The organism is Frigoribacterium sp. PhB116 (assembly GCF_004364285.1).
Lineage (GTDB): Bacteria > Actinomycetota > Actinomycetes > Actinomycetales > Microbacteriaceae > Frigoribacterium.
Map to the genome: position 1 here is coordinate 941,974 of NZ_SOBE01000001.1, position 26,566 is coordinate 968,539.

General features: G+C 72.4%; 21 protein-coding genes. 12 read left to right on the plus strand and 9 right to left on the minus strand.

Annotated elements, in window-relative coordinates:
* Positions 1-152 precede the first annotated feature (152 nt).
* From EDF20_RS04250 to manA, 3 genes are all read right to left on the minus strand, one after another.
* Positions 153-503 (minus strand): WhiB family transcriptional regulator, encoded by a 351-nt coding sequence (locus EDF20_RS04250; RefSeq protein WP_133737781.1) that lies wholly within the window; start codon positions 501-503, stop codon positions 153-155.
* Positions 504-691: 188 nt separating this feature from the next.
* The gene (gene galE, locus EDF20_RS04255) at positions 692-1,651 is read right to left on the minus strand and encodes a UDP-glucose 4-epimerase GalE (protein ID WP_133737782.1); all 960 of its coding nucleotides are present in this window, start codon (positions 1,649-1,651) and stop codon (positions 692-694) included.
* A 66-nt stretch (positions 1,652-1,717) separates the two neighbouring features.
* Positions 1,718-2,884: a mannose-6-phosphate isomerase, class I gene (manA, locus tag EDF20_RS04260; protein WP_133737783.1), complete on the minus strand. Its 1,167-nt coding sequence runs from the start codon at positions 2,882-2,884 to the stop codon at positions 1,718-1,720.
* Between the two features lie 235 nt (positions 2,885-3,119).
* On the opposite strand from manA, the gene EDF20_RS04265 reads away from it, so the two are divergent.
* The 3 genes from EDF20_RS04265 to EDF20_RS04275 are packed head-to-tail and all read left to right on the plus strand — an operon-like array spanning position 3,120 to position 6,992.
* Positions 3,120-4,316 (plus strand): acyl-CoA dehydrogenase family protein, encoded by a 1,197-nt coding sequence (locus EDF20_RS04265; protein WP_133737784.1) that lies wholly within the window; start codon positions 3,120-3,122, stop codon positions 4,314-4,316.
* 43 nt (positions 4,317-4,359) lie between these two features.
* On the plus strand, positions 4,360-5,685 hold the full coding sequence (locus EDF20_RS04270; protein WP_133737785.1) for an O-antigen ligase family protein: 1,326 nt from the start codon (positions 4,360-4,362) through the stop codon (positions 5,683-5,685).
* Positions 5,682-6,992: an O-antigen ligase family protein gene (locus tag EDF20_RS04275; protein ID WP_133737786.1), complete on the plus strand. Its 1,311-nt coding sequence runs from the start codon at positions 5,682-5,684 to the stop codon at positions 6,990-6,992. The genes EDF20_RS04270 and EDF20_RS04275 overlap by 4 nt, the downstream gene beginning before the upstream one ends.
* A 76-nt stretch (positions 6,993-7,068) precedes the next feature.
* Here EDF20_RS04275 and EDF20_RS04280 read toward each other — a convergent pair whose 3' ends face one another.
* The gene (locus tag EDF20_RS04280; protein WP_208292571.1) at positions 7,069-9,228 is read right to left on the minus strand and encodes a hypothetical protein; all 2,160 of its coding nucleotides are present in this window, start codon (positions 9,226-9,228) and stop codon (positions 7,069-7,071) included.
* A gap of 197 nt (positions 9,229-9,425) precedes the next feature.
* A complete protein-coding gene (locus EDF20_RS04285; protein ID WP_133737788.1) occupies positions 9,426-10,187 on the minus strand; it encodes a polyprenol monophosphomannose synthase in 762 nt (253 codons plus the stop codon).
* Positions 10,188-10,264: 77 nt separating this feature from the next.
* Between EDF20_RS04285 and EDF20_RS04290 the strand changes: the two genes are divergently transcribed.
* The 3 genes from EDF20_RS04290 to EDF20_RS04300 are packed head-to-tail and all read left to right on the plus strand — an operon-like array spanning position 10,265 to position 12,440.
* The gene (locus EDF20_RS04290) at positions 10,265-11,002 is read left to right on the plus strand and encodes a glycosyltransferase family 2 protein (protein WP_133737789.1); all 738 of its coding nucleotides are present in this window, start codon (positions 10,265-10,267) and stop codon (positions 11,000-11,002) included.
* Positions 10,999-11,421, plus strand: a complete 423-nt coding sequence (locus EDF20_RS04295; RefSeq protein WP_133737790.1) for a DUF2304 domain-containing protein — start codon at positions 10,999-11,001, stop codon at positions 11,419-11,421. Before EDF20_RS04290 ends, EDF20_RS04295 begins: the two co-directional genes overlap by 4 nt.
* On the plus strand, positions 11,418-12,440 hold the full coding sequence (locus EDF20_RS04300; protein WP_133737791.1) for a glycosyltransferase family 2 protein: 1,023 nt from the start codon (positions 11,418-11,420) through the stop codon (positions 12,438-12,440). Before EDF20_RS04295 ends, EDF20_RS04300 begins: the two co-directional genes overlap by 4 nt.
* 39 nt (positions 12,441-12,479) lie before the next feature.
* Here the strand turns inward: EDF20_RS04300 and EDF20_RS04305 are convergent, their stop codons facing one another.
* The 4 genes from EDF20_RS04305 to EDF20_RS04320 form a co-directional block, all read right to left on the minus strand.
* Positions 12,480-13,712, minus strand: coding sequence for a hypothetical protein (locus EDF20_RS04305; protein ID WP_133737792.1), 1,233 nt, complete (start codon positions 13,710-13,712; stop codon positions 12,480-12,482).
* Entirely contained in the window at positions 13,709-15,019 is a 1,311-nt protein-coding gene (locus EDF20_RS04310) for a hypothetical protein (protein ID WP_133737793.1), read from the minus strand. Before EDF20_RS04310 ends, EDF20_RS04305 begins: the two co-directional genes overlap by 4 nt.
* A gap of 124 nt (positions 15,020-15,143) precedes the next feature.
* Positions 15,144-17,204, minus strand: a complete 2,061-nt coding sequence (locus EDF20_RS04315) for a hypothetical protein (RefSeq protein WP_133737794.1) — start codon at positions 17,202-17,204, stop codon at positions 15,144-15,146.
* A gap of 157 nt (positions 17,205-17,361) precedes the next feature.
* Complete coding sequence (locus EDF20_RS04320) at positions 17,362-18,390, minus strand: glycosyltransferase family 2 protein (protein WP_166644748.1); 1,029 nt, start codon at positions 18,388-18,390, stop codon at positions 17,362-17,364.
* A 101-nt stretch (positions 18,391-18,491) separates the two neighbouring features.
* Between EDF20_RS04320 and EDF20_RS04325 the strand changes: the two genes are divergently transcribed.
* The 6 genes from EDF20_RS04325 to EDF20_RS04350 all read left to right on the plus strand — a co-directional run bounded on the left by EDF20_RS04325 (position 18,492) and on the right by EDF20_RS04350 (position 26,473).
* Positions 18,492-21,053: a glycosyltransferase gene (locus EDF20_RS04325; protein ID WP_243833360.1), complete on the plus strand. Its 2,562-nt coding sequence runs from the start codon at positions 18,492-18,494 to the stop codon at positions 21,051-21,053.
* Between the two features lie 72 nt (positions 21,054-21,125).
* Positions 21,126-22,031: an ABC transporter permease gene (locus tag EDF20_RS04330; RefSeq protein WP_133737797.1), complete on the plus strand. Its 906-nt coding sequence runs from the start codon at positions 21,126-21,128 to the stop codon at positions 22,029-22,031.
* A gap of 26 nt (positions 22,032-22,057) precedes the next feature.
* Positions 22,058-23,296: an ABC transporter ATP-binding protein gene (locus EDF20_RS04335; protein WP_133737798.1), complete on the plus strand. Its 1,239-nt coding sequence runs from the start codon at positions 22,058-22,060 to the stop codon at positions 23,294-23,296.
* A 5-nt stretch (positions 23,297-23,301) separates the two neighbouring features.
* Positions 23,302-24,423: a glycosyltransferase family 1 protein gene (locus tag EDF20_RS04340; protein ID WP_243833361.1), complete on the plus strand. Its 1,122-nt coding sequence runs from the start codon at positions 23,302-23,304 to the stop codon at positions 24,421-24,423.
* On the plus strand, positions 24,420-25,322 hold the full coding sequence (locus EDF20_RS04345; protein ID WP_133737800.1) for a glycosyltransferase family 2 protein: 903 nt from the start codon (positions 24,420-24,422) through the stop codon (positions 25,320-25,322). The genes EDF20_RS04340 and EDF20_RS04345 overlap by 4 nt, the downstream gene beginning before the upstream one ends.
* Positions 25,319-26,473, plus strand: coding sequence for a glycosyltransferase family 2 protein (locus tag EDF20_RS04350; RefSeq protein ID WP_133737801.1), 1,155 nt, complete (start codon positions 25,319-25,321; stop codon positions 26,471-26,473). The genes EDF20_RS04345 and EDF20_RS04350 overlap by 4 nt, the downstream gene beginning before the upstream one ends.
* Positions 26,474-26,566 lie beyond the last annotated feature (93 nt).

Genomic DNA, 26,566 nt, shown 5'->3' on the forward strand with positions numbered 1-26,566 from the left:
CTCCGCCGCGCCGCGCCGGTCCCTCCCTACCTGTGAGGACCCGATGACGACGTCCGCCGGACCGCGCCGGGCGCTGGCCGCCCGAGCCCTGGACCGACGACGGCGCCCGTCCCCCGAGGGGGCGGGCGCCGTGGGGGCGTCGGGGCTGCGGGTCAGGCCCGCTTGCGGAGCTTGCGGCGCTCGCGCTCGGACAGGCCGCCCCAGATGCCGAAGCGCTCGTCGTTCTGCAGCGCGTACTCGAGGCACTGGGCGCGCACGTCGCACGAGGCGCAGATCTTCTTCGCGTCGCGGGTCGAGCCGCCCTTCTCGGGGAAGAACGCCTCGGGGTCGGTCTGGGCGCAGAGCGAGTCGACCTGCCAGGACAGCTGGGCCTCGTCCTCGTCGCCGGACCGACGGACGCCGGGGACGCCCAGCAGCACCGGGTCGACGTGCCAGTCGTCGGGCACACCCGCTCGGACCGGTGCGACGAGGTCTCGGTCGTCACGGCTCTCGTCGATCGCCATGGCACATCTCCCCTCGTGTCGCTCGCTCCCTGGACGGCCGCGATGTGCCAATTACACCGGTGTAGTTCGGCCACGTCAAGTCGGACCCCATAAACCCTGCACCCCTCATCGAGGGTCAACCGGGCTCCGGCGTGTCGGACCGGGACCCGGCGAGCGCCGACACGGCCGCCGAGGAGGCGGTCGTCCGGTCAGGGACGCGGCGCCGCGTCCCAGGCGCTGGTCACCATCTCGAGCAGCGTGTGGCGCATCACCCAGTCGAGGTCGCGGGCCGCCAGGGCTCCGTCGGCGACGATGCGGTCGGGGTCGCCGGGGCGACGCGGGCCGACCTCCGGCGCGAAGTCGATCCCGGTGCCCTCGCGCATGGCGTCCATGATCTCGGCGACCGACACCCCTCCTCCGGAGCCCAGGTTGTAGGCGGCCTCGACGGGCTCGCCCGCGTCGAGACGACGCGCCGCGGCGACGTGCGAGACGGCGAGGTCGGCGACGTGCACGTAGTCGCGGACGCAGGTGCCGTCGGGGGTGTCGTAGTCGTCGCCGTTGATGCGAGGCGCGCGCCCCGCGACGAGCGCGTCGAAGACGAGCGGGAACAGGTTGTGCGGGCTGGCGTCCCACAACTCCGGCGAGCCCGAGCCGACGACGTTGAAGTAGCGGAGGCTCGTGTGCCGGAGGCCGACGGCGGTCGCCTGGTCGCGGAGCAGCCACTCGCCGATCAGCTTGCTCTCGCCGTAGGGCGAGGCGGGGGCCTTGGGTGTGTCCTCGGTGACCACGTCCGTCGGCGGGGTGCCGTAGACCGCGGCGCTGGACGAGAAGACGACCCGGTCGACCCCGGCGTCGGCCATGGCGCCGAGCAGCACCTGCGTGCCGGTCACGTTCTGCTCGTAGGTGTGCAGCGGGCGCTGCACCGAGACGCCGGCGTACTTGTAGCCCGCCACGTGGACGACCCCGGTGACGCCGTGGTCCGCGAGTGCTGCGGCCACCGCGTCACGGTCGAGGATGCTGGCACGGACGAACGGCACGTCGCTCGGCACGAACGCCTCGAGGCCGGACGAGAGGTCGTCGAGGACGACGGCGTCCATGCCCGCCCCCGTGAGCTCGCGGACGACGTGGGACCCGATGTACCCGGCACCGCCGGTGACCAACCATGACATGGAGTCAGCCTAGCGAGGCGAGGAGGCGCCCCCCGGTCCGCAGCACAGCCGCCCCTGCGGCGCGGGTCAGGCGGGCGTCGCCACCCACAGCAGGCCGCCGCCGCTGACCGCGAGGCGGACCTCGTCGGGGGTCACGAAGGCGGACTCGCCCCGGGCGAGGTGGATGGTGCCGTCCTGTCCCTTGACGTCGACCTCGCCGTCGGTGACGAGCAGGATGCTCGGCCCGCCGATCTCGACGACCGCACCCGCGCCTCCTGCGGCGACCCGCAGCAGCGCGAAGCCGGTGCCCTCGGGGGCGAAGCGCTCGACCCCGCGGGCCACCTCGACGGGGCGGAGCCACGGGACGGGCAACGGGGAGAACTCGAGCACCCGCAGCAGCTCGGGCACGTCGACGTGCTTGGGGGTGAGGCCGCCGCGCAGCACGTTGTCGGACGGCGCCATCAGCTCGATGCCGAGCCCGCCGAGGTAGGCGTGGACGTTGCCCGCCGGCAGGAACAGCGCCTCGCCGGCCCGGAGCGAGACCCGGTTGAGCAGCAGCGACACGACGACGCCGGGATCGCCCGGATAGAGGCGGTCGAGCTCGACGACGGTCGCGGTGCTCGGGCTCGGGTCGGCGACCGCCCTCGCCAGCTCGGCCACCGCCCCGACGACCCGTCGCGACTCGTCCGAGCCGTCGAAGAGCCAGGCCAGCGTCGACTCGAGCGACGCCGCGACGCTGCCGCGGAGCGCCGAGAGACGACCGGTGCCCGCGTCGATCACGTCGATGTCGGAGAGGGTCTCGGCCGGGTCGCGGAAGCCGCAGAGCGCGTCGAAGCGCTCGCTGAGGGCGACGATGACCTCGGGCTTCGGGAACCGGTCCTTGTACTTGCGGTGCGGTGCGTCCAGGGGGACGCCCGCCGCCTCCTCGCGGGCGAAGCCCTCCTCGGCCTGCTCGGGCGTCGGGTGCGCCTGGATCGACAGCGGCTGGTCGGCGGCGAGCACCTTCAGCAGGAACGGCAGCTCGGTGCGGTCCCGGCCGAGCGCCCGGGCCGGCTCGGCAGCGAACCAGTCGGCCAGGGTGTCCGCGCCGTCCACGACGGCCGGATTCACCACGATGCTCGGCGAGCCCGGGTGCGCCCCCAGCCACAGCTCCGCCTCCGGCCTGCCGGACGGGCGGCGCCCGAGCAGCTCGGAGATCGCGGTGCGGGAGCCCCACGCGTAGTCGCGCGGGGTGTTCGTGATGGCGAGGAACATGGTTCTCCGAGCGTGTCGTGGGTCGTGCCCGTCGGGCGGCGTGCGCGGCGACCGTGCGGCCGCGCTTGGGTCCCCTCTACAAAGGGCCGAGCACGCCGGCCGGGAGGCCTTGGCCAAAACTACCAAGCTCTTTGCCGCTGCCGAGCTGCCTGCCTAAGCTCGCCGCGTCTCACCCGGGACGGCGGCGCGCGGGCGTCGTCGTCACCACCACGACACGGAGCAACGGAGCCACCTGATGTCCACATCGACCCTCACCTCGTTCACCTCGCTCGCCAGCGACTTCTACGGGTACGAAGACCTGCTCACCGACCGCGAGAAGTCGGTGCTGGCCGACCTGCGGCACTACCTCGAGACGGAGGTGAAGCCGATCGTCAACGACCACTGGGCCCGGGCGGAGTTCCCGACGAGGATCGTCGAGGGGCTGGCCGACCTCGGCATCTTCGCCCTCCCCTGGGAGGAGACTCGTCCGTTCGAGAACTCGGCCGTGTTCCGCGGCTGGGTCGCGCTCGAGCTGGCCAGGGTCGACGCGTCGGTCGCGACCTTCGTCGGCGTCCAGAACGGCCTGGCGATGGGGTCGATCAGCGTCGGGGGGTCCCCCGAGCAGCGGGCCGAGTGGCTGCCGAGGATGGCGAGCGGCGAGCTCGTGGGGGCCTTCGGCCTCACCGAGCCGCTCTCGGGCTCCGACTCGGCGCAGGGCCTCCGCACGGTCGCGACCCGGGACGGCGACGACTGGGTGCTGAACGGCTCGAAGCGCTGGATCGGCAACGCGACCTTCAGCGACCTCACGATCATCTGGGCCAAGAGCGCCGAGGACGGCCAGGTCAAGGGCTTCATCGTGCCGACCTCGACCCCCGGCTACACGGCGACCAAGATCGAGGACAAGCAGAGCCTCCGCATCGTGCAGAACGCCGACATCGTGCTCGACGGCGTCCGGGTGCCCGAGAGCCTGCGCCTCCAGCAGGCGAACTCCTTCCGCGACACCGCCTCCGTGCTGCGGCTCACGCGGGCCGAGGTCGCCTGGGCCGCGGTCGGCAACTCGATCGGTGCCTACGAGGCGGCCCTGGCCTACGCCGGCGAGCGCGTCCAGTTCGGCAAGCCGATCGCCGCGCACCAGCTCGTCCAGGACCTGCTGGTCAAGTGCATCGGCAACATCACCGCCTCCCTCGGGATGGTCGTCCGCGTGTCGCAGATGCTCGACGACGGGAAGCAGCGCGACGAGCACGCCTCGCTCGCCAAGGCCTACACGACCGCCAGGATGCGCGAGACGGTGGCGCACGCCCGGGAGGTGCTGGGCGGCAACGGGATCGTGCTCGACTACGACGTCGCGCGCCACTTCGCCGACGCCGAGGCCCTCTACAGCTACGAGGGCACCCGCGAGATGAACACGCTCATCGTCGGCCGGAGCATCACCGGCCAGGCCGCGTTCGTCTGAGCACCGGCACGGCACGGGGGCGCCGTCGTCTAGCCTGGTCCGCATGACGACGACGCTCCCCGCTCGCCGTGCCGCGCCGGCGCCTCCCGAGCGTGCCCGCACGCTCTTCGCCACGCTCGTCTTCCTCGTCCTCCTGGGCGGCGACGTGCTGCGCAACGCGACCAGCTTCTGGGGCTGGGGCGTGGTCTGCGGCGTCATGGTGATCGCCGCGGCGGTCGTCGTCGTGCGGCACCCGCCGCGGGTGCGGACGCTGCCGCGCCTCCTCGTGCTCTGGTTGGCCTTCGCCGTCGTCTCGCTGGCGTGGTCGCAGTACCCCGCCGCCTCCGCCATCGGCATCGTCGCGACGCTGGCGACGACCCTCGGGGCCGTCGCCGTCACCTCGACGCTGCCCTGGCCGTCGATCGTCGTCGCCCTGGGCCGCGCGCTGCGGCTGCACGTCGGGGCCTCGCTGCTCTTCGAGCTCGTCGTCGGCGTGTTCGTGCGCCGGCCCGTGTGCCCCGTCTACCTCGACTGCTCGGGCGGCGTCCCCGACGCCTTCTTCTGGTCGCGGGCCGAGTTGTTCACAGGCGGCCGCATCCAGGGGCTGCAGGGCAACAGCAACATCCTCGCCGTGTTCGCCCTCCTCGCCCTGGTGGTGACGGCAGTGCAGCTCTCCGCCAGCCAGGTGACGAAGAACGCCGGCCGGGTCGGCATCGCCGCGGCCGTCGTCGCGCTCCTGCTCACGCGATCGGCCACCACGCTCGTCTGCGCCGTCGCCGTCGCCCTGGTGCTGCTCCTCGTGACGAGGCTGCGGGCGACGCCCGTCGAGAGGCGCGGGCGGGTCTACGGCGCCGCCGCGGTCCTGGCCGTACTCGCGGCGGGGCTCCTCCTGCTGGCGCGCCAGCCCCTGCTCGCCCTCGCCGGCCGGAGCGGCGACCTCACCGGCCGCACCGACATCTGGTCCGCCGTGCTCGACCTCGGCGTGCAGCACCCCGTCGTCGGCTGGGGCTGGGTCAGCTACTGGATCCCCATCTCGGAGCCGTTCATCGACCTCGCCGAGCGCAACGGCGTCGTGTACCTGCAGGCGCACGACGCGTACCTCGACGTCTGGTTCCAGCTCGGCTGGGTCGGCCTCGTGCTCTTCCTGCTCGTCGTCGTCGGCGTGCTGCTCCGGGCGTGGTCCTGGGCGACGGACCGCCGCGTCCTCGGCGTGGGACGCGAGGCGGCGTGGTCCGCGCTCGACCTGCTGCCCGTGCTGCTGCTGACCCTCCTCCTCGTGCACGGCCTCACGGAGTCGCGGCTGATCGTCGAGTGGGGCTGGGCGATCTTCGTGGTCGTCGTCGTGGTGACGCGACGGGACGCCTACGGCTGGACGGACCGCGACCGGTGATCGACGGGCTCGGCCCGCGACGTCGCGACCCCCTGCGGCGGTACCTCTCGGCCTGGGTCGGCTTCTCCGCCGGCGGCCACTTCTCCCAGGCGCTCTCGGTGGCGATCGTGCTCTTCGCGTTCTCGACGCAGGCCATCCGCTCGGTGATGGGCTGGCCGGGCGCGGTCGCCGTGCTCGCGACGCTGCTCGTGCTCGCGGCGCTGTCGCTGTTCGGCGGCCGGCACCACGTCGAGTGGCACGGCATCCTGCCGGTGTCGCTCATCGCGCTCTTCGGCTTCATGGCGATCAGCGTGCTCTGGAGCGAGTACACCTGGGTCACGGTGGGAGGCGTCGCCTACGCCGCGGGGTTCGGGGCCCTCGGCCTCTACCTGGCGCTGGGGCGGGACCTGGTCCAGGTGGTGCGGGCCGTCGGCGACGCGCTGCGCATCGTCCTCGTCACCTCCATGTCGCTCGAGGTGTTCGCCGGGCTGCTGATCGACCAGCCGATCCGGTTCCTCGGGATCCGCGGCGACCTGGCGCTCGGCGGGCCGATCCAGGGCCTCGCCGGCACGCGCAACTACCTCGGCTTCCTGGCGGCGCTCGCCCTCGTCACCTTCGTGGTCGAGTTCCTGACCCGGTCGGTCCCCCGGTCGCACGCCGCCGCGTCCGCCGTGCTCGCCGCCGTGACCCTGCTGTTCGCGCGCTCGCCCGTGGCTGCGCTGGCGGTCGTGGTCCTCGTCGTGGCCGGCCTCGCCCTCCGCGCCCTGCGCAAGGCGCCCGAGCACCGGCGTCCCCTGCTGCAGAGCGTGCTGGCCGTCGTGGTCGTCGTCGGCGGCGCGGTCTCCTGGGCCCTCCGCGACTCGCTGCTCGCGAGCGTCGACGGCGCCTCCGACCTGAGCGCACGGTCGTTGCTCTGGGCGCGCGTCCGGAGCCTCGCCAGCGTGCACGACATCACCGGGTGGGGCTTCGTGGGCCAGTGGCCGGCCGAGATCTTCCCCTTCTCGACCGTCCTGGCGCCGGACGGCCGCCCCTACGCAACGGCCCTCAACGCCTTCTTCGACATCTGGCTGCAGCTCGGCCTCGTGGGCGTGCTGCTGCTCGTCGTCTCAGGAGCCCTCGCGCTCGTGCGGAGCTGGGCGACCGCCTCCGGCCACCCGATCGTCGCGTACGTCTGGCCCGCTCTCGTGCTGGTGCTGATCGGGGTCACCGCCCTCGCCGAGAGCTTCGTGCTGTCCGAGGGCACGTTGATGCTCTTCGTCGCCATCGCCACCATCGCCGCTCGCAAGCGCTCGTGGCGGTCCCGGCTGCCCCGCCCGGCCGGGCGGTAGGGCACGGCCGGCCGGCAGGCAGGGCACGGCCGGCCCGCAGGAGGCGCCGGGTCGACCGCGCGCCTCCTGCCGGTCGTCAGACGGCTCGGCAGGCCAGCGTCGTATTGCCCTTGCCCGTGGAGTCGATGCCGTAGACGCAGAGGGTGCTGCCGGCCGGGGCCGTCACTGTGCCCGAGAAGCCGTGCACCGTGCCCCAGCCGGGCCAGGCGCGGCCGATGTCCGCACGGGCCCCGCCGGCCGGCAGCCGGGCGGCCAGGCGGCCGTCCACGTAGACGTGCACGCTCGTCGAGGCCGCCGTGTCGGGGTCGAGCGTCCAGCCCCTGACCGCCACGGTCGTCCCCGAGCGGGTCGCCCCGTCGAGCGAGCCGACCGGGCGGCCGTCGACGACGATCGAGCGGCAGGCGAGCAGGGTGTTCGCGCCGGCTCCCACGTTGATGCCGTAGGCGCAGACGTCCCGCCCGCCGGGCGTCGTCGAGCTGATCGCGAAGGTCGCGTCATAGCCCGTCGCCAGGGGTGCGCCGGGGCGCGCCGCCTGCACGTCGGGACGCGGACGGTCGGCCCGCGTCGACCCGAGGAAGGCGCCCGTGGTGCGGTCGTAGAGGTGCACCTCGAGCGGCGAGCTCGTGTCGGCGTCCCTCGCCCAGCCGGTCACGCGGACCCCGCCCGGCGTGCGCGCGAGGCTGTCGAGCCGCCCCTCGGGCGAGGTCGACGGTGCCGGCGCGGGCGCCGCCCCCGGCGTCATCGTGATCGGTGTCCGCGAGAACGACAGCGCCGCCCCGCCGTCGGCGTGCGTCAGGATCACCTGGACGCGGTAGGAGCCGGCCGGGCGCGCCCCGAGCTCGAAGCGGACGCTGTTGCTCCCCTGGGCCACCGGGACCCCCCGGGCGATCGTCTCGTAGGCGGTGCCGGGCGCACCGCGCCCGACTCGCACCTCCGCCGTGGTGCCGGCCTGCCAGGCATCGTCGTGGAACTTCACGACGGTGCTGCCGGTCGCCTTCGGGTCCTCGCGGAGGTGGAGGTACTTCAGGTGCCAGGTCGCGGCGCCCGGGTCCTCGTTGGGGTCGAAGCGGAGGTGGTCGACGGTCCGTCCCGCCCAGCCGAGGCGCGGCGAGCCGGACTGGGGGTCGAGCGGGTCGCCGGCGGCCAGGTCGATCTCGGCGGGCAGCGCGTTCGCGCCCGAGTAGGTGACGAGGTCGTCGCTGATCTGGTAGTTGCCTGCGCCGGTCGCGATCCAGATGAGGCGTGCCAGCTTGCCCCCGCCCGGTGCGTCGGCGAGCGAGAACGCGCCGTCGTAGCTCAGCGAGTACGACAGGTGGTGGAACCGGCTGGCCGTGAAGCGCGAGACCGGCAGGACGACCTCGGGGTCGTTACGGATCGGACCGGCGTTGGTGGCCGTCAGGCCCTGCGCCCCGTAGCCGCCGAGACGAGCGTTGTACAGCTCGACGCCCGTGCCGTTGGCGGCCGACGTGAAGTCCCACGGGCGCTTGTTGAGGGCGGTCGCGATGTCCAGCCCCTCGTTGGGGTTCGGGCTGTCGACGACCGGACGCGGCAGGGCGCTGACGCTGAAGCCGGACCAGGTGCCGGGAGGCCAGGCGCCGTGCGCCGTGCCCGGCGCGTAGACGCGCAGCCAGTCGACGCTCACCCGCACGCGGGACGTGACGGCGGACGAGGTCACCGGGACGATCCGGAGGTTCACGATCCGCCCGGAGCTCCACGGCACGCCGGCACCGATCGTCGACGCCCCGGTCAGCGCGAGGTCGTAGACGTTGTCGCCGGGTCGCGTGGCGAAGTGCGTGCCGCCCATGCAGGAGGTGGTCTGCTCCCGGCAGGTGAACCAGACGACCGCGGCGACCCCGCCGCTCGTCGGCTGGTCCATCTTGATCGACAGCCGCTTGTAGCGCGCCGGGTCGATGGGCTTCGCGGCCCCGTCACGACCGAAGGCCAACGACCCCGCGACCGTCGTCACGGGCGTGAACCAGTCGCCGCCGACCACGTCGAGCCGGAGCCGGCCGCCCGACACCCCGACGTTCGTCGCCCGGGTCGCGTCCGTGTTCTGGTCCGACGAGTTGGAGTAGTCCCACGGGTCGGAGTAGGACTCGGAGGCGAAGTCCGGCGCCTCGACCTCGGCGGCCGCGGCGGCGTCCGCCGCGACCGTCTGCGCGGACGAGGACCCGCCGACGGGGGCGGGGGATCCGGCCCGTGCCGGGCCCGGCACGATCGCCGAGGTGATCGCCACGGCCACGGCGCAGAGCACTACCGCCCCGGTCGTGCGCGTCCGTGCCGCAGGCCCTCGTCCGGTCGTCGCTCGTGCTCCGCGCGCCACGCGCGCCCCTGCTCGTCCCCACCTGATCATGGGGTACAAGGTACCTCCGGCCCGCGGGCCTGTCTGTCTCCCGAAAGGGGGTGTCCGCGAGGTGCAGGAGAGGCGGGCGGCTAGCGGCGGAACAGTCGTCCCAGTCGGCGCTCGAGGCCCCATCGGGTGACACGGGCCATCGCCTCGACGACGATCGAGCCGCTCATCTTGGAGGTGCCGAGGGTGCGCTCCCGGAACTCGATGGGCACCTCCACGACCCGCGCCCCCCCGTCGAGGACGCGGAGCGTCATGTCGACCTGGAAGCAGTACCCCTTCGAGTCGACCGTGGTCAGGTCCATGCCGGCCAGCGCCTCCCTCGTGTAGGCGCGGAAGCCCGCCGTGACGTCCTTGATCGACAGGCCGAGGACGATGCGCGCGTAGGCGTTGCCGCCGCGGCTCAACACCTGCCGGCGCAGCGGCCAGTCGACGACGGAGCCGCCGGGCACCCAGCGGGAGCCGATGGCCAGGGCAGGGGCGTCCGGGGCGCCGCTCGACACGCGGGCCACCATCTCGGGCAGGCGCTCGGGCGGGTGCGACCCGTCGGCGTCCATCTCGACGATGACCGAGTAGCCGCGGCCGAGCCCCCAGGTGAACCCCTCGACGTAGGCGGAGCCGAGCCCGAGCTTGCCGGAGCGGTGCAGCACGTGCACGCGCTCGTCGTCGGCGCTCATCCGCTCGGCGAGCTCGCCGGTGCCGTCGGGGCTCCCGTCGTCGACGACCAGGAGGTGGGCCTCGGGCACGGCCGTGAACAGCCGGGCCGCGACGACCGGCAGGTTCTCGACTTCGTCGTAGGTCGGGACGACGACGAGGGTGCGTCCCTCGCTCGCGGGGGTGGAGGACATGCGGGCCTTTCTGACGGACGGGCGGGGCTCAGGATAGCGGGCAGGGGTCGCGTTCCTCCGGCTGTACGCTGTCCCCCATGGGATTGCAGGGGACGACGCTGATCGTCATGCCCGCCTTCAACGAAGAGGCCGCTGTCGGCGATGTGGTCCGCGAGGTGCTCCGCGAGGTGGCCGACGCCGACGTCCTCGTCGTGGACGACGGCTCTCGCGACCGCACCACGCAGGTCGCCCGCGCGGCCGGCGCGCGCGTGCTCGAGCTGCCCTTCAACCTCGGAGTGGGCGGGGCCATGCGCGCCGGGTTCAAGTTCGCGGTCGCCGAGGGCTACACGACGGTCGTTCAGGTCGACTCCGACGGGCAGCACGACCCCGCGGGTGTCGCCTCGCTGCTGGCCGCCCTCGAGACCCACGACGTCGTCATCGGCGCGCGCTTCGCCGGGGAGGGCGACTACGAGGCGAAGGGGCCGCGACGGTGGGCGATGGTGGTCCTGGCCGCCGTCGTCAGCCGCATCGCCGGCACCCGCCTCACGGACACCACCTCCGGCTTCCGCGCCACCGGCCCCCGGGCGCTCGAGATCTTCGCTCGCCACTACCCCGCCGAGTACCTCGGCGACACAGTGGAGTCGCTCGTGCTCGCCGCGCGGGCCGGCTGCCGCATCACGCAGGTGCCGGTCTCGATGCGGGTCCGCGCCGGGGGCACGCCGTCCCACGACCCGGTCAAGGCCGGAGTCTACCTCGGCCGGGCCTGCCTCGCTCTCGTCCTCGCCCTCTGGCGCCCGCCGCTCGCCCTCGCCGACGACAGGAACGACCGACCGTGAGCACGACCACCTACGTCTTCGGCATCCTCAGCGCGCTCGCCGTGCTCGCGGTCGTCACCGAGATGCTGCGTCGCCGCCGCGTGCGCGAGCGGCACGCCCTGTGGTGGACGATCGCCGGCATCCTGGCGCTCGTCGTCGCGGTGTTCCCTGACCTGCTCATCTCGACGGCCCGCGCCGTCGGCATCGAGGTGCCGCTCAACCTCGGCTTCTTCCTGGCGCTGCTCCTCCTGTTCCTCGTCACCGTGCAGCAGGGCACCGAGCTCACGAGCCTGGAGGAGAAGACGCGGCTGCTCGCCGAGAGCGTCGCGCTGCTCGACGAGCGGCTCGAGCGCCACGAGCCGTCCGGCGTCCGGCACGCGCCCCGTGATCCCGGACAGGACGACACCGCGCCCGGCGGCCCCACGGGGCACGACGCGTGACCGCCCTCCCCCGCGTCACGGTCGTCACGCTGGCCTTCGGCGACGAGCCCCTCCTCGGCGAGGCCGTGGCCGCCGTGCTCGCGTCCGTCGACGTCGACGTCGACGTCGTCCTGGTAGACAACGGCTGTACCAGCGACGCCGTCTCCGCCCTGCCCGCCGACCCGCGCCTCCTCGTCGTGACGCCGGACGAGAACCTGGGCTTCGCGGGCGGCGTCAACGCCGGAGCCCGCCACGCGACAGGGCAGTACCTCGGCCTCGTCAACTCGGACGCCGTCGTCGCCCCTGACGCGCTCCGTGAGCTCGTGCGCGTCGCCGCCCGGCCCGAGGTGGGCATCGCGAGCGGCAGCATCCGCCTCGCCTCCGACCCCGACACGATGAACTCCGCGGGCAACCCCGTGCACGTCGTCGGCCTCAGCTGGGCCGGCGGGCTGGGCGAGCGGGCCTCCGAGCACGCGACGGAGGCGCGGGTCGCCAGCGCCTCGGGCGCCGGCCTGGTCCTGGCCCTCGACCTGTGGAACAGGCTCGGCGGCTTCGCCGACGAGTACTTCGCCTACCACGAGGACGTCGACCTGAGCTGGCGCACGTGGCAGGCCGGCCTCGAGGTGGTCTACGTGCCCACGGCCGTCGTCGTGCACCACTACGAGTTCAGCCGCAACGCCCTCAAGATGTTCCTGCTCGAGAAGAACCGCCAGGTGTTCCTGCGGACGGCCTACGGTCCGCGCCTGCGGGTGCTGACGTGGCTGCCGGTGACCGCGCTGGGCCTCGTCATGGGCGTCGTGGCCCGGGCGCAGGGCTGGTCGGTCGAGAAGCGCAGGGCGGACGCCTGGGTCCGCGACAACGCGGGCTGGATCCGACGCCGCCGTGCCGACGTCCAGGCCGCGCGCGTCGTGGGCGACCGCGAGCTCGCTCCCCTGCTGACGGCGACGCTCGACCAGCAGGTGTTCCCGCTTCCGCCGGGCGCCGGCGTGCTGCAGCTGGCGATGCGCGCGTACTGGGCCGTCGCCCGCCGGCTGCTCTGACCGACGACTGCTCCGGCCGCCGGCTGCTCTGACCGCCGGTCAGCGGGCGCGGCGGCCGACCGCCAGCGCCACCAGCGCGGCCAGCGAGGTGCACGACCCCGCCAGGAACCCCACGCTGCCGGCCGTGACGCCGGCCGTCGGGACCGCGGCCACGATCACGACGAGCCCGACGACGAAGCCGGTCGCGCTGGTGAGCGCGACCGCCCGCGACCGCCCGGACGCCAGCAGCATGGCCGCGGGCAGCAGCGCCACCGTGAAGACGAACACCCCGACCAGCAGGAGGCGCAGGTACGGGATCGCCTCGTCAGCCTCGGCCGGGTAGAACAGCGGCAGGTACCACGGTGCGAGGGCGGCCGCGGAGCCGAACACGACCGCGGCGACCGCGGTGAAGGCGAGGGTGGCCAGCAGCGGCCCGCGCTCGCGCAGCGGGGTCCGCGACCCCTCGTGGGCGAAGGCCGGAATGACGATCTGGCTCACGGCCTGGCCCAGCATGGACGCCGGGGTCGCCAGCGTGAACGCCGCGGCGTACGCGCCCGCCCGCTCGCCCGGCGCCACCACCTGCGCCGCGATCATGGCGAGCTGGAGCAGGCCGTTCGTCGTGAGGCCGGCGAGCACGTTCCAACGGGCGAAGCCCAGCGCGTCGCCGACCGCCAGCGCTCCGCCGGCCGGGTCCGCCTCGGACGGCACCGGCCTGTCGCCCCCTCGTGGCCAGCAGGCCACGGCGAAGACGGCGTAGCCGAGGGTCAACGGCACGAGGACGACCCCGCCGAGTCCGCCGACGCACACGGCGACGAGCGCCCCCAGGGAGACCGACGCCGAGATGCCGTCCCACAGTGCGACCCGGCGCGAGCGCCCGTAGCCCAGCTGGGCCCCGCGCGCGAAAGCGTAGACGCCGTAGCCGACGACGAGGAGGCCGGCGAGGAAGGACACGCCCCACGTGTTGCCGAGCGCTCTCGCGACCGGCACGGCGACGGCCCCGAGCACCAGCGACGACACGGCCATCGTCGTGTCGAGCGCGCGGAGCAGCGTCCGGTCGGAGACCCGTCGCCGGAGTCCCAGCGCCAGGAACCGCGAGGCGGTGTTCCCTGCGGCCGTGGGCCAGAGCAGGGCCGCGAAGATCGACAACGACAGCAGCGCGGAGGCGTGTCCGAGCGCGTCCGTCCCGAAGAACCGCCCGATGAGGACGGTGTACACGAGGCGCGAGACGCCCTGCAGGACGATTCCGCCGGTGGAGAAGACCGCTGACGACGCGAGGGACCGCGCCGTCGTCACGAGGAGACCAGCGACAGGAGCCAGAGGAGCCCGCCGCCGGACGCGAGAACGAGTCCCGCCGAGCGCCGCCGGCTCACGAGCATCGCGGCGCAGGCGAGGAACGCGGGGAGGAGCGAGATCCCGTACCGGGTCGGGAGCGAGAAGTAGTAGTGGGTGACGGCGGAGACGCCCAGGACGAGGACGGGGCCGATCACGAGCGACACGACGAGGGCGGACCAGGCGACCACGCTCTCGGCGGAGCGGCGGCCGGCGAGGACCACCATGGCGATCACGCCCGCGACCGACAGCCACGAGACGAGCACCCCGGCGGTCGAGATGGCGATCCCGTTCATGCCGCCCGTCGGGTCGAGTCCCGTCCCGCTGAGGAACTTGAGGCTCTCGGAGAGGACCCCCTTGGCCGTCAGGGGCAGAGCCGTGCCCTGATCGGCGGACGGACCGACGGCGATGGCCGACCTGACGACCAGCCAGGCGCCCTGGGCGACGACAGAGCCGACCACGGCCACCACGCCGGCGACCACCGGACGAGAGACGAGCGATCGGAGGACTCGTCGAGCCCGGCCCACGCGGTCTCCCGACGACGCCTCGCCCACCGCCCAGATCAGGAGCGCGAGCGCGGCGAACGCCACGGCGGCGATGTTCTGCACCTTGAAGAGGACCCCGACCACGGACACGAGGACGACGGCCGTCAGCCCGCCCTGCCCCCGGACGACGCGGAGCACGAGCCAGAGGAGCGCGGCCCCCACGGCGAGGGACGGGGCGTCGGTGCTGACGTAGGTCGTGGACCAGTAAGCCGAGGGACTCGCGACGAGGAGCGCCCCGATGCCGACCGTGACGGCGTCGGGAACCCGGAGCGACCTGAGCGCGAGCCAGAGCAGCACGAGCGCGAGGGAGAGCCAGAGGGCCCCCACGAGCGACGCGGCGTCGAGGAGGCCGACGCCGAGGGCGACGAGCGGCTGCGCGACGGCCCAGGTGGTGACGAAGTAGAACGGAGTGTAGATGTCGGCGGAGGTCTTGCCCCCCATCACGAACTCCGACGACGGCGCCGTGGCGGCGTCCTCGCACGAGGGCTCGGCCGGCGGCTGGATGCCGCGGTTGCCGAGGCAGATGAGCGCCTCGCGGGCCTCAGGACCCGTGAGGTCGCCCTGCGCGACGACCGGCCGCTCCGGCATCTGCTGGATGTAGTCGGCGTAGACGTACTCGTCGATGGGCGAGATCGCGGTGTTCTCGGGCACGTGCACGGCGACCGACACCACCGCCATGAGCACCAGGAGCGCCGGTGCCCACCACCGTCCGATCGTCCGTCGCACCCTCGGAACCGTACCCGCCTCGCTCATCACCAGCTGAGTCTGGCGCATGCAGCGCCTGTCTCGGCCCCGCCGCGCCCTGGTGCGCGGACCCGCCCGGGGCGGGTCCGCGCACCCCGGGGGCGGCTCAGGGGACCCGGACCGTCCGGCAGCCGAGCAGCGGGTTGGCCCCGCCTGTCGAGTCGATCGCGTAGACGCAGGCAGTCTGTTCGCCGCTCGAAGCAGGGACGACGGCCTCGAACCCCCTCGTCGCGCCCGCCCCGGGCCAGCGAGCCGCGACGTCGGTTCGGCTCGAGCCCGTCGGGACCGCGGTGGCCCGCGACCCGACCCGAACGTGCACCGGGATCTGCGCGGAGGTGTCGGGATCCCAGGCCCAGCCCCGGACCGAGATGCCGCCCGCGACGCCCGAGAGGGCGTCCAGCGAGCCGACGGGCGCCGCGTTCGTCACGGTCACCGTGCGGCACCCCAGAAGCGCGTTGCTGCCGCTGCCGCCGGTGTTGATGCCGTACGCGCAGACCCGGTGCTCGCCCGGGGCGGCGGGGAAGGTCGCCGAGTACCCGTGACCGGCCCCGTAGCCGGGGAAGATCCGGCCGATGTCGGCACGTGACTGGTCGGCCACGATCGCCCTGGCGCGCCCGTCGACGTAGACGTGCGTGGCGACCGCGCTCGTCGTGTCGCCGTCGAGCGCCCAGCCGCGCACCGAGATGCTGTCGGAGGTGGTCGTCACGGCGTCCAGGGACCCCTGGGGCGCGTCGGTGGGCACGCGGACCGACGAGCAGCCGATCTGGGTGTTCGAGCCGCGACCCGTGTTGATCCCGTACGCGCAGACCTGCTGGGTTCCGGTGGGCGACTTGACCGTGGCCGAGAACCCGTGCGCCGCGCCGAGGCCGGGCCACGCGCGCGCCACGTCCGGACGGTCGCGGTCGGCGACGAGCGCGGTGCCGCGCGAGCCCGCGTAGACGTGGGCGGGGATGGGGGCGCTGGTCTCGGGGTCGAGGGTCCAGCCGCGCACCGCGACGCCGCCGGGCACCGCGACGGCGGAGTCGAGCGAGCCCACGGGCGAGGCGGAGGCGATCGTCACCGTGCGGCAGCCGAGGCCGCTGATCTTCTCCACGGGGGCGACGGCGAAGACGCAGACCTCCTGCCGGCCGGCCGCGGCCTTGATCGTGTAGTCGAAGCCGTGTGCCGCGCCCTTGCCCGGGTACGCCGCGGCGATGTCGGGACGGTTCTGGTCCGCGTTCAGCGGGGTGCCGACCGAGCCGACGTAGACGCGCACCTGGATGGAGTCGCTCGTCCGGGGGTCGAGGGCCCAGCCGCGCACCCTGACCGACTCGACGCCGGCCGTGAGCACGTCGAGGCTGCCCACGGGACGCGTGTCGCCTGTTGGCGACCCGAACCACGAGTTGAAGTAGACCCAGAAGTTGCGGTTGCCGTAGGCCGAGCAGCCGTCGCCCGTGCCGTACAGGTTGCCGAGCGCCGCCGCGTTGGGCGTGTACGGCGTGTAGTAGTAGAGGTTCGCGGTGGCCTGATTGTGCACGTAGACCGTCTTCGAGCCACAGGCCGCGTTCGGGTTGTACTGGATCCCGCGGTTCGCGCCGGGCGCGTAGCGCGTGAAGAAGTTCGACGTGCCCGCCGGGTTCGCGTAGCGCTTGAACTGCCACGCCGCGCGGTAGATCTGGTTGTACACGCCCGCGTAGGTCGGGTCGCAGACGCCGCCGACGTTGTCGGGACACGCGTAGCCCATGGCGCGCTCGAGCCGAGCGGCGGACGGCCCCTTCGCCGTGCTCCCGTTGACGAGGCTCTGCTCCTTCTGCAGGGTCACGAGGATCACCTGCGGGTTGATGCCGCACGCGGCCCCCACCTTCGCGATGATTCGCGCGACGCTCTCCTGGCCCGCACCGGCGTAGCGGCCGCACATCGCGTCGGCGGCCCTGGTCTGGGTGTCGACGCGCAGGACGTCGAGACAGGCGCCGTTCGTGCAGCCCCCCACCTGGGCCGTCAGGAACGACTGGACCTGCGCCTCCGACATCGCGCCGCCGTTGAAGAATACGGCGTCCGAGATGACGTAGCCGGGGTCGAACTCGCCCCCGGACAGCGCCTGGGCGGGCGTGGGCGTCGTCGCGTCGATGCCCACGAGCCCTGCGGCCACGACGGCCACGGCCGCGAGCGCGGCGGTCAGTCTCTTCATGGTGTGCGCCTCCCTGGGGCGTGAGAGGGAGGACCGGCGCGGCGACCGCCGCTGCCGGATCCGCGCCTGGTCAATGGCGCGTGTTACTCCCCGTTCCTCTGAAACTACCCGACGTCGAGCCGCGAGCAGAGGGGTCGCCCCCGAAGGGGGGCCACCGTCAGCGACGGAGGAGCGCCTCGACCCTGGCCCTGGCGGCCCGGCCGACCGCGTCGCGTCGGCGGAGCCGGACGGCGTTCCACGTGAGGGCCGGCAGCTGCCGCAGGAGGCGCGCCCACTGTCGGGTCGAGAGCTGACGTCCCCCTGCCCCCAGGGCGTCCTTGCCCGCGCGGACGAGAGTCCGGAGGGCCACTCGCGCGACCACCGGCCAGGAGCCGTTGCGCAGCACGACGGCCAGCCTGTTGCGCATGCTCTGGAACCGGACGAGGTCGCCGCTGCTGCTGGAGCTCCCGGCGTGCCGGTGCAGGACCACGGCGTCCGGGACGGACAGCATCTCGAAGCCGGCGAGCCGCAGGCGCCACGACACGTCGAGGTCCTCGTAGTACATGAAGAGGGAGGGGTCGAAGCCGCCGACCGCGTCGAGGGACGTCCTCCTGATGGCCGCCGCGCCACCGGAGAAGCCGAAGGGGGCGTCCAGCTCCTCGGGCAGCTCGTCGACGGGGGTGAGCCAGTGCCGGTCGTGGCCGTTGCCGTCGGGCGTCATCTCGACGCCCGTGCCGTTGACGAGCCTGACCCCCTGGTCGTCGTCGCGTCGGATCCAGCGTTCGCCGGCCAGCCCGACGAGCGCCTCGTCGCCGTCGTCGCCGTCGGCAGGCGCGAAGGTGCCCTCGAGCAGCACGGTCGGGACGGTCGCCGCGACCTCGGCGGGCGCCGACTCGAGCACCGAGACGAGGGACTCGACGAACCCGGGCAGCGCGACCGCGTCGTTGTTCAGCAGCACGACGACCGAGCCCCGGGAGGCGGCGACGCCGATGTCGACGGCGGTGGCGAACCCGGTGTTCGTCGCCTGGGGCAGGACGACGACGGAGGGGAACTCGGCTCGCAGCGACGCGACCGACGGGGCGTCGGCCTCGTTCATCACCAGGACGATCTCGAACTCGCCCTCGGGGCCCTGCTCGAGCAGGCTGCGGAGGCAGCGACACGTCAGATCCGGCCGCTTCCAGTCGACGACGACCACGGATGCACGCACGGTCGCCAGTCTGGCACGTCCCCGGAGCCGGGAGCACCGGTGGTTATACTCAGGGCGGCCTCCGGGCCGCCGAGTCAGCCGAACCCCTTGGAGCGATAGCCTTGACCGTCACCACCGCCGGGACCGTATCGGTCGTCATCATCAACTTCCGTGGCACCGACGACACGCTCGAGTGCGTGGCACGGCTGAACGAGGTCGACTGGCCGGCCGCACAGCTGCAGATCGTCGTCGTCGAGAACGGGTCTGGCGACGACAGCGAGGCCCGCCTCCGCGCCGCCCTGGGCGACCAGGCCAACGTCGAGCTCGTGGTCTCCGCCGAGAACCTCGGCTTCACGGGCGGCAGCAACCTCGGCGCCCGCACCGCGACCGGCGAGTTCGTCGCGTTCCTGAACAACGACGCCAAGCCGCACCGCGACTGGATCCGCGAGGGCCTCGCGGCGTTCTCGGCCAGCCCGCGCATCGGAGCCGTCGCCAGCAAGGTCCTCGACTGGGACGGCGGGGCCATCGACTTCGTCGAGTCGGGTCTCTCCTGGTTCGGCATGGGCTACAAGAACCACACCAACGAGCAGGACGACGGCCGCTTCGACGAGCAACGCGACCTCCTCTTCGGCACGGGCTCCGCGCTCTTCGTGCGCCGCGCCCTGTTCCTCGACATCGGCGGCTTCGACGAGGACATGTTCATGTTCTACGACGACGTCGACCTGGGCTGGCGCCTCAACCTGTACGGCTACCGCGTGCGCTTCGCACCGGACTCGATCGTGTACCACAAGCACCACGGCTCGATGAAGAGCTTCGGCGAGCACCGCGAGATGTACCTGCTCGAGCGCAACGCCCTGCACATGCTCTACAAGAACCTGTCGGACGACAGCCTCGGCACCATCCTCCCGGCCGCCTTCGCGCTGCTCGCGCGTCGCGCCGTCGCCAAGGGCAAGCTCGACTCGGAGTCGTTCGACCTCCGCCGCTTCGACGGCGCCGCCGACGAGTTCGACGAGACGACGCCCGTCCACAAGGACACGGTGGCGGGGCTCTTCGCGCTCGACCAGTTCGTGGCCGACCTGCCGAAGCTCAAGAAGCGCCGGGACGAGATCCAGTCGCGCCGCGTCAAGACCGACAAAGAGGTCTTCCGCCTCTTCGGAAACATCTTCCACCCGCTGTTCGGCGACGACTACTTCCTCGACGGCTTCACGAAGATCCAGGACGCGTTCGGGGTCAACCGCCCGATGATGCGCAAGCGCGTCCTCATCATCACCGGTGACGCGATCGGCGAGAAGATGGCCGGCCCGGGCATGCGCGCCTGGAAGATCGCGGAGGCGCTGAGCGAGCACAACGACGTCCGTCTCGTCACCTGGAACGTCGCGAACCGCAGCTCCGACCGCTTCGAGGTCGAGCGTGTGCGCCTGCAGGACGAGCGCGGCATGAAGGTCCACGAAGAGTGGGCTGACGTGATCTTCTTCCAGGGCTTCGCCCTGCGTCACTTCCTGACGCTGCAGCGCTCGAACAAGATCATGGTCGTCGACCTGTACGACCCGATGCACCTCGAGCAGCTCGAGCAGGGCCGTGAGATGGGCGACGCCGCCTGGCGCAACCAGGTGCTCGTCACGACCGAGGTCGTCAACGAGCAGCTGCAGCGCGGCGACTACTTCCTCTGCGCCTCCGAGCGCCAGCGCCTGTTCTGGATGGGACAGCTGGCAGCCGTCGGGCGCATCAACCCGGACACCTACGCGGCCGACGAAAACCTGCAGGACCTGATCTCGATCGCCCCGTTCGGCATGGACAGCACGCCCCCGCAGCACACCCGGAAGGCCATCCGCGGCATCGTCCCCGGCATCGGCGACGACGACAAGGTCGTCATCTGGGGCGGCGGCATCTACAACTGGTTCGACACCCCGACGCTCGTGCGGGCGATCGGCCTGCTGGCCGAGCGGCGCCCGAACGTCCGGCTGTTCTTCCTGGGCGTCGCGCACCCCAACCCGGACGTGCCCGAGATGGCCATCGTCTCCAAGACCCGCGAGATCTCCGAACAGCTCGGCCTCACGGGCAAGAACGTGTTCTTCAACGAGAACTGGGTCGCGCTCGACGACCGCCAGAACTACCTGCTCGAGGCCGACGCGGGCGTCAGCACGCACTTCGACCACATCGAGACGACGTTCTCGTTCCGCACGCGCATCCTCGACTACATGTGGGCGAACCTCCCCATCGTGACGACGCGGGGCGACAGCTTCGGCGACCTGGTGGCCGCCGAGGGCCTCGGGGTCGCGGTCACCGAGCGTGACGTCGAGGGCCTGGCCGACGCCCTGGAGTCGATGCTCTTCGACGACGACGCCATCGCCGCGGCGAAGGCCAACGTGGCCCGCGTGGCCCAGGACTTCACCTGGGAGAAGGCGCTCGCCCCGCTCATCGCCTTCTGCCACGACCCTCACGTGGCTCCCGACCGCGCCGACAGCGCCGCCGAGGCGCAGCGCCTCGGCGGCGGCTCCGTCGTCGTGCCCCCGATCGAGAAGACGAGGGAGCAGCGCTTCAACGAGATCGCGAACAGCCGTCACGGCGTCCGTCGCGACGTGCAGCTCGCCCGTCACTACCTGACCGCAGGAGGCGTGGGCGAGCTCCGCGGCAAGGTCGAGAACCGCGTGCGGACGATGCGCGACAGCAAGAACGGCCGCTAGTCCGCAGACCTCGTCGGCCCCTCAGGGGCCGCGAGGTATAGTTCCCTGTTTCCCGATTGAACGAGGTACACCATGAGCACCACCGTCAGCGAGCGGTTCGCGCGACTGCGCGAAGAACCGATGGTCCCGGCGGGCCGGCCCGTGGGCGGCACGTGGGGCTCGGTCCGCGAGGTGTTCGCACAGCGCCAGCTGCTCGACCTGCTGATCCGCCGCGACCTCAAGTCGCGGTACAAGGACTCGGCCCTCGGCTTCGCCTGGACGCTGATCCGCCCGCTCGTCCAGCTGGGCATCTACTGGCTGATCCTCGGCCAGATCCTCGGGTCGGCCAGGGCCATCCCCGAGTTCGCGATCTACATCTTCGCGGGCCTGACCCTCTACGGCCTCTTCAGTGAGATAGTGTCCGGCGCGACGGGCTCCGTCGTGGCGAACGCGGGCCTCCTCAAGAAGGTCTACGTGCCGCGCGAGATCTATCCGCTGTCGGCGGTCGGCGGGGCGCTGTTCAACTTCGCGATCCAGCTGGTCATCCTGCTGCTCGCGACGCTGGCCTTCCAGTCGTTCCCGGCGACCACCGGCATCCTGTACTTCTTCCCCGCGACCCTGATCATCCTGGTCTGGGGCACGGCGCTCGGCATCCTGCTCTCGGCGCTCAACGTCTACCTGCGCGACATGGCCTACCTGGTCGAGGTGCTGATGATGCTCCTCATGTGGGCCTCGCCGATCGTCTACTCCTGGCAGATGGTCTTCTCCCGCGCGACCGACGGTCCGTGGGAGTGGGTCCTCCCCCTCTACACGAACAACCCGATCACGCTCGGCATCCTCGGGTTCCACCGTGCGTTCTGGACGGCAGGCGGACCGGACCAGTACCCCGACCACCTCCTCATGCGCATGGGCATCGCCATCCTCGTGGGCCTCGTCGCCCTGTTCTTCTGCCAGCGGGTCTTCGCACGCCTGCAGGGCAACTTCGCACAGGAGATCTGACCTGTGCGCACCGAAAGGCACCAGTCATGACCACCGACAACATCCTGGCCGTCGACGACGTCGACTTCGCGGACGCCCCCACGGTCGTCAGCGTGCAGAACGTGTCGAAGCGGTTCGTCATCCGTCGTGACAACTCCCTCAAGGAGCGCATCGTCACCCTGGGACGCGCCGGCCGACGCCACAGCGAGGACTTCTGGGCCCTCAAGGACGTCTCGCTCGACATCCCGGCAGGCACGACGATCGGTCTGCTCGGCCCCAACGGCTCGGGCAAGTCGACGCTTCTCAAGGTGATCGGCGGCATCCTCGAGCCGACGACCGGCGAGGTCTCGCGACGCGGCAGGCTCGCGGCGCTGATCGAGCTCGGCGCCGGGTTCCACCCCGACCTCACCGGTCGCGAGAACGTCTTCCTGAACGCGGCCATCCTCGGCATCTCCCAGGAGGAGGCGGAGGCAAGGTTCGACGACATCCTGCTCTTCAGCGGCATCGGCGACTTCATCGACACGCAGGTGAAGTTCTACTCCTCGGGCATGTACGTGCGGCTCGCGTTCGCGGTGGCCATCCACACCGACCCGGACGTGCTCCTCGTCGACGAGGTGCTGGCCGTCGGCGACGAGCAGTTCCAGAAGAAGTGCCTCGACAAGATCCGCGAGTTCCAGCAGCAGGGCCGGACGATCGTCCTGGTCAGCCACTCCCTCGGGCAGGTGCAAGAACTGTGCGACAGCGCAGTGGTCCTGCACCACGGCGAGGTCATGTTCCAGGGCTCGGCCCGTCACGCGGTCAAGAACTTCCGCGAGATCCTCGAGGGCCGCCGGGTCGCCGAGGCCGAGGCCGCGAACCCGGACGAGGACGCCACCCCCGGCACGGTCGACAAGGTCGAGATCGCCTCTCCCGGGCGCGCTCCCGGCGAGGAGCTGCGACCTGGCGACGACCTGGTCATCCGGATGACCCTGTCGCACACGACTCCCCTGGAGGAGTGGAACTCGGGTTTCAAGATCGAGAACCAGCACGGGCACCTCGTCTACGGCACCGACAGCCGCAAGATCGGCCTGGTCCACTCCCCCCTGCACGGCACGACGACGGTCGAGTACCGGCTGAACGACCTGCAGTTCGGCGGCGGCCCCTACTTCGTGCACTGCTTCCTCGCAAAGAAGACGGGCGAGCACATCGCGATCCTTCGGGAGGCGGCCCGCTTCGTCATGGTCGACGACGACCGCCACGCCGGCATGACGCGAGTCGAGACCGCCGGGCGCGAGCTCTCCGCCTGACGGTGGTGCACCTGCCCGTCCTCGTCGACGCGACGTCCCTCCCTCCGAACAAGGGCGGCGTCGCGCGCTACGTCGGGGGCCTGCTCGGCGGGCTCGACGCCGCCGGCCGGCACGTCGACGTCGTCGCCAAGCGCGAGGACCTCGACTGGCTCCGGGGGCAGGCGCCCGGTCACCGCTACCGTGCCGCGCCGGCGGTCGTGCGCGTCCGGCCTGTCCGGCTGGTCTGGGAGCAGGTCGGCCTGCCCCTGCTCGGCATGCGCTCGCGTGCCTCCGTCGTGCACAGCCCGCACTACACGTTCCCCCTCGTCCTGGCGTCGAGGTCGGTCGTGACGATCCACGACGCCACGTTCTTCAGCGACCCGGCCGCGCACGGCACCCTCAAGCGGCTCTTCTTCCGCGCGTGGACGACCGCGGCCCGCCGATTCGCCCGCGCGACGGTGACGCCGAGCGGCGCCACCGCCTCCGAGGTCGACCGCTTCGTGCGCTCCGCCCGACCGAACGTCGTGGCCCGCCTCGGCGTCGACCGCGCGCTCTTCCGCCCGCCTGCAGACGAGGAGGTGGCCCGGTTCGCCCAGGCGCACTCGCTCGACGTCACGTCCGGGTGGATCGCCTTCCTCGGCACCGTCGAGCCCCGCAAGTCCGTCCCGGCCCTGATCGCGGCCCACCGCGCACTGGTCGCGGCCGACCCGGCGACGCCGCCCCTCCTCGTCGCCGGGGGCCTGGGCTGGGACGACGAGGCGCGGCGACTCCTCACCGCGGCCGGCGACCGGCCCGGCGAGCCCATGCGGTACCTGGGCTACCTCGACCTGTCCGAGCTCGCCGCGTTCCTCGGCGGCAGCTCGGTCGTCGTCTACCCCAGCACGGGAGAGGGCTTCGGCCTGCCGGTGCTCGAGGGCATGTCCTGCGGCGCCGCGGTGCTGACCACCCGCCGGCTGGCACTCCCGGAGATCGGCGGCGACGCCGTCGCCTACACCGAGCCGGAGGCGGGCGCCCTCGAGCGCGACCTCGGTGCCCTGCTGCACGACCCTGACCTCAGGGCCCGGCTGGCCGACGACGCCGTGGCCCGGTCGGCACGCTTCACCTGGGACACGTGCGCCTCCGCGCACGTCGCCGTGTGGACCTCGTGACCGGGGCCCCGAAGGTCGCCGTCGTCACGGTGAGCTACAACTCCGGACGCTACCTCGCCGAGTTCCTCCAGTCAGCGCACCAGGCCTCCGAGCAGCCGGCCCCCGTCGTCGTGGCCGACAACGGCTCCCTCGACGCCGAGGGGCTGCGGGCGACCACCGAGCGGCACGGAGCCCGTTTCGTCTCCACCGGGCGGAACGCCGGCTACGGCGCCGCAGTCAATCGGGCGGTGCAGGAGCTGCGGGGCGACGTCGACTGGATCCTCGTCTCGAACCCCGACGTCGTCCTCTCGCCGGGATCGGTCGATCGTCTGCTGAGCACCGCGACGTCGCGAGACGACGTCGGCGCCGTGGGGCCCGCGATCGTCGAGACGGACGGCAGCCTGTACCCGTCCGCCCGCCGCGTCCCGTCCCTCCGCACCGGTCTCGGGCACGCCCTCTTCGCGAACGTCTGGCCGCGCAACCCGTGGACCCGCCTGTACCACGCCGACGACCGCCCGGCCGGCCTCCGCGACGTCGGCTGGCTCTCCGGCGCCTGCCTGCTGGTGCGGGCTGAGCTCTTCCACGAGCTCGGCGGCTTCGACGAGCGCTACTTCATGTACTTCGAGGACGTCGACCTGGGCTGGCGCATCGGTCGACGCGGCTTCGTCAACGTCTACGACCCGGCCGCACGGGTCGTGCACGTGGGCGCCCACTCGACCGTGGACTCGTCCGACGCCATGCGACTCGCGCACCACCGCAGCGCCTACCGCTTCCTCGCCGGCAAGTACCCCGGCTGGTACCTTTGGCCGCTGCGCGCGGTGCTCCGGACCGCGCTGTCGGTCCGTGCCCACGCCGGCCCTCGCCGCCGCCCGCGCCCCGGGCCGTCCGACCCACTCGAAGAAAGTCGACCCTCCAGATGACACTGGCAGTCACACTCATGGTCCGCGACGAAGCGGACGTCCTGCCCACGTGGTTGGCCTACCACGTCGCGCAGGGCATGGACGTCCTCGTCGTCACCGACAACGGCTCGGTGGACGGGACGCGGGAGATCCTCGAGCAGTTCGCCGCCGAGTCCCCCGTGGTCGTCGACCTCCGTCACGACCCGGTGCACCGCAAGCAGCAGAGCGCGACCGTCACCCGGATGGCTCGGGACGCCCACACGGTCCACGGCGCCGACTGGGTCGTCAACGCGGACGCCGACGAGTTCCTCGTCGCGAAAGACCGGCAGCTCTCGCTCCGCGAGGTCTTCACGCGCCTCGACCCGGCCGTCCGTGCCTTCGTCGTGCCCGTCGTGAACATGGTGGGCCCGCTCGCGGATCACGGCGTCGACCTCGGCCAGCTCGTCTGGCGCGACGAGCGCACCGACGCGGAGCTGCGCGAGGTCGGGCTCCTGTCGCACCCCACCGGGAACTCGATCCACGTCGGAGACCCCGAGGTCGCGGTCGTGCAGGGCAACCACCTGGTCACCATGGCCGCCGGCGACGCGCCGGCGGAGGAACTCGCCCTCGAGGTCCTGCACTTCCCCTGGCGTTCCTGGCGCCAGTACGCCCACCGCGTCGAGATCGCCGGCCTGGCCTACGAGTCGAACCCCGACGCGCAGCCGAGCCCGAACCACCACGGGATGCGCGACTACCGTCGGCTCCGCGCAGGGACGCTGAAGGGCTACTACGCCCTCCGTCACGTGACGGCCGAGGAGGCCGCTGGCGGCCACTTCACCGCCGACGACGTCCTGGTGCAGTACCTCGCGGGCCACGGGATCGACGCTCTCAGCGACATGGGCGCGCCCGTCCCGGCAGCCGAGGCCGCCGACCTCGTGCACCTCGGGCGAGGCCTAGTCGAGCGTGACGCCGAGATCGAGCGCCTCGCCGCCGAGGTCGGGTCGCTCACCGAGAACAAGGCCCTGCTCGAGAACGCCGTCCAGCACACGCAGGCGCGCGCCCTCGACCTCGAGCTGCTCGCCAACCAGCGCGAGGAGCAGGTGAGGGCGTTCAAGGCGAGGAAGGTCGTGCGGCTGGCCGACCAGGCCGGCGATCGCGCCAGGGTCCTGCGGCAACGCCTGGGACGGTCCTGAGCGCTCACACCGCTCGGTCGATGAGGCAAGCCGGCACCGTCGGACGACGAATGTCGCCTAGGGTTGGTTGACTGATCACCGCCTGACGCCCCA

What these genes read in the sequence shown, in the direction of transcription:
- EDF20_RS04265 (WP_133737784.1), top strand. Translation starts at nt 3,120, where the DNA reads ATGTCCACATCGACCCTCACCTCGTTCACCTCGCTCGCCAGCGACTTC.
- EDF20_RS04335 (WP_133737798.1), top strand. Translation starts at nt 22,058, where the DNA reads ATGACCACCGACAACATCCTGGCCGTCGACGACGTCGACTTCGCGGAC.
- EDF20_RS04290 (WP_133737789.1), top strand. Translation starts at nt 10,265, where the DNA reads ATGGGATTGCAGGGGACGACGCTGATCGTCATGCCCGCCTTCAACGAA.
- EDF20_RS04285 (WP_133737788.1), bottom strand. Translation starts at nt 10,187, where the DNA reads ATGTCCTCCACCCCCGCGAGCGAGGGACGCACCCTCGTCGTCGTCCCG.
- EDF20_RS04250 (WP_133737781.1), bottom strand. Translation starts at nt 503, where the DNA reads ATGGCGATCGACGAGAGCCGTGACGACCGAGACCTCGTCGCACCGGTC.
- galE (WP_133737782.1), bottom strand. Translation starts at nt 1,651, where the DNA reads ATGTCATGGTTGGTCACCGGCGGTGCCGGGTACATCGGGTCCCACGTC.
- EDF20_RS04270 (WP_133737785.1), top strand. Translation starts at nt 4,360, where the DNA reads ATGACGACGACGCTCCCCGCTCGCCGTGCCGCGCCGGCGCCTCCCGAG.
- EDF20_RS04330 (WP_133737797.1), top strand. Translation starts at nt 21,126, where the DNA reads ATGAGCACCACCGTCAGCGAGCGGTTCGCGCGACTGCGCGAAGAACCG.
- EDF20_RS04350 (WP_133737801.1), top strand. Translation starts at nt 25,319, where the DNA reads ATGACACTGGCAGTCACACTCATGGTCCGCGACGAAGCGGACGTCCTG.
- manA (WP_133737783.1), bottom strand. Translation starts at nt 2,884, where the DNA reads ATGTTCCTCGCCATCACGAACACCCCGCGCGACTACGCGTGGGGCTCC.
- EDF20_RS04315 (WP_133737794.1), bottom strand. Translation starts at nt 17,204, where the DNA reads ATGAAGAGACTGACCGCCGCGCTCGCGGCCGTGGCCGTCGTGGCCGCA.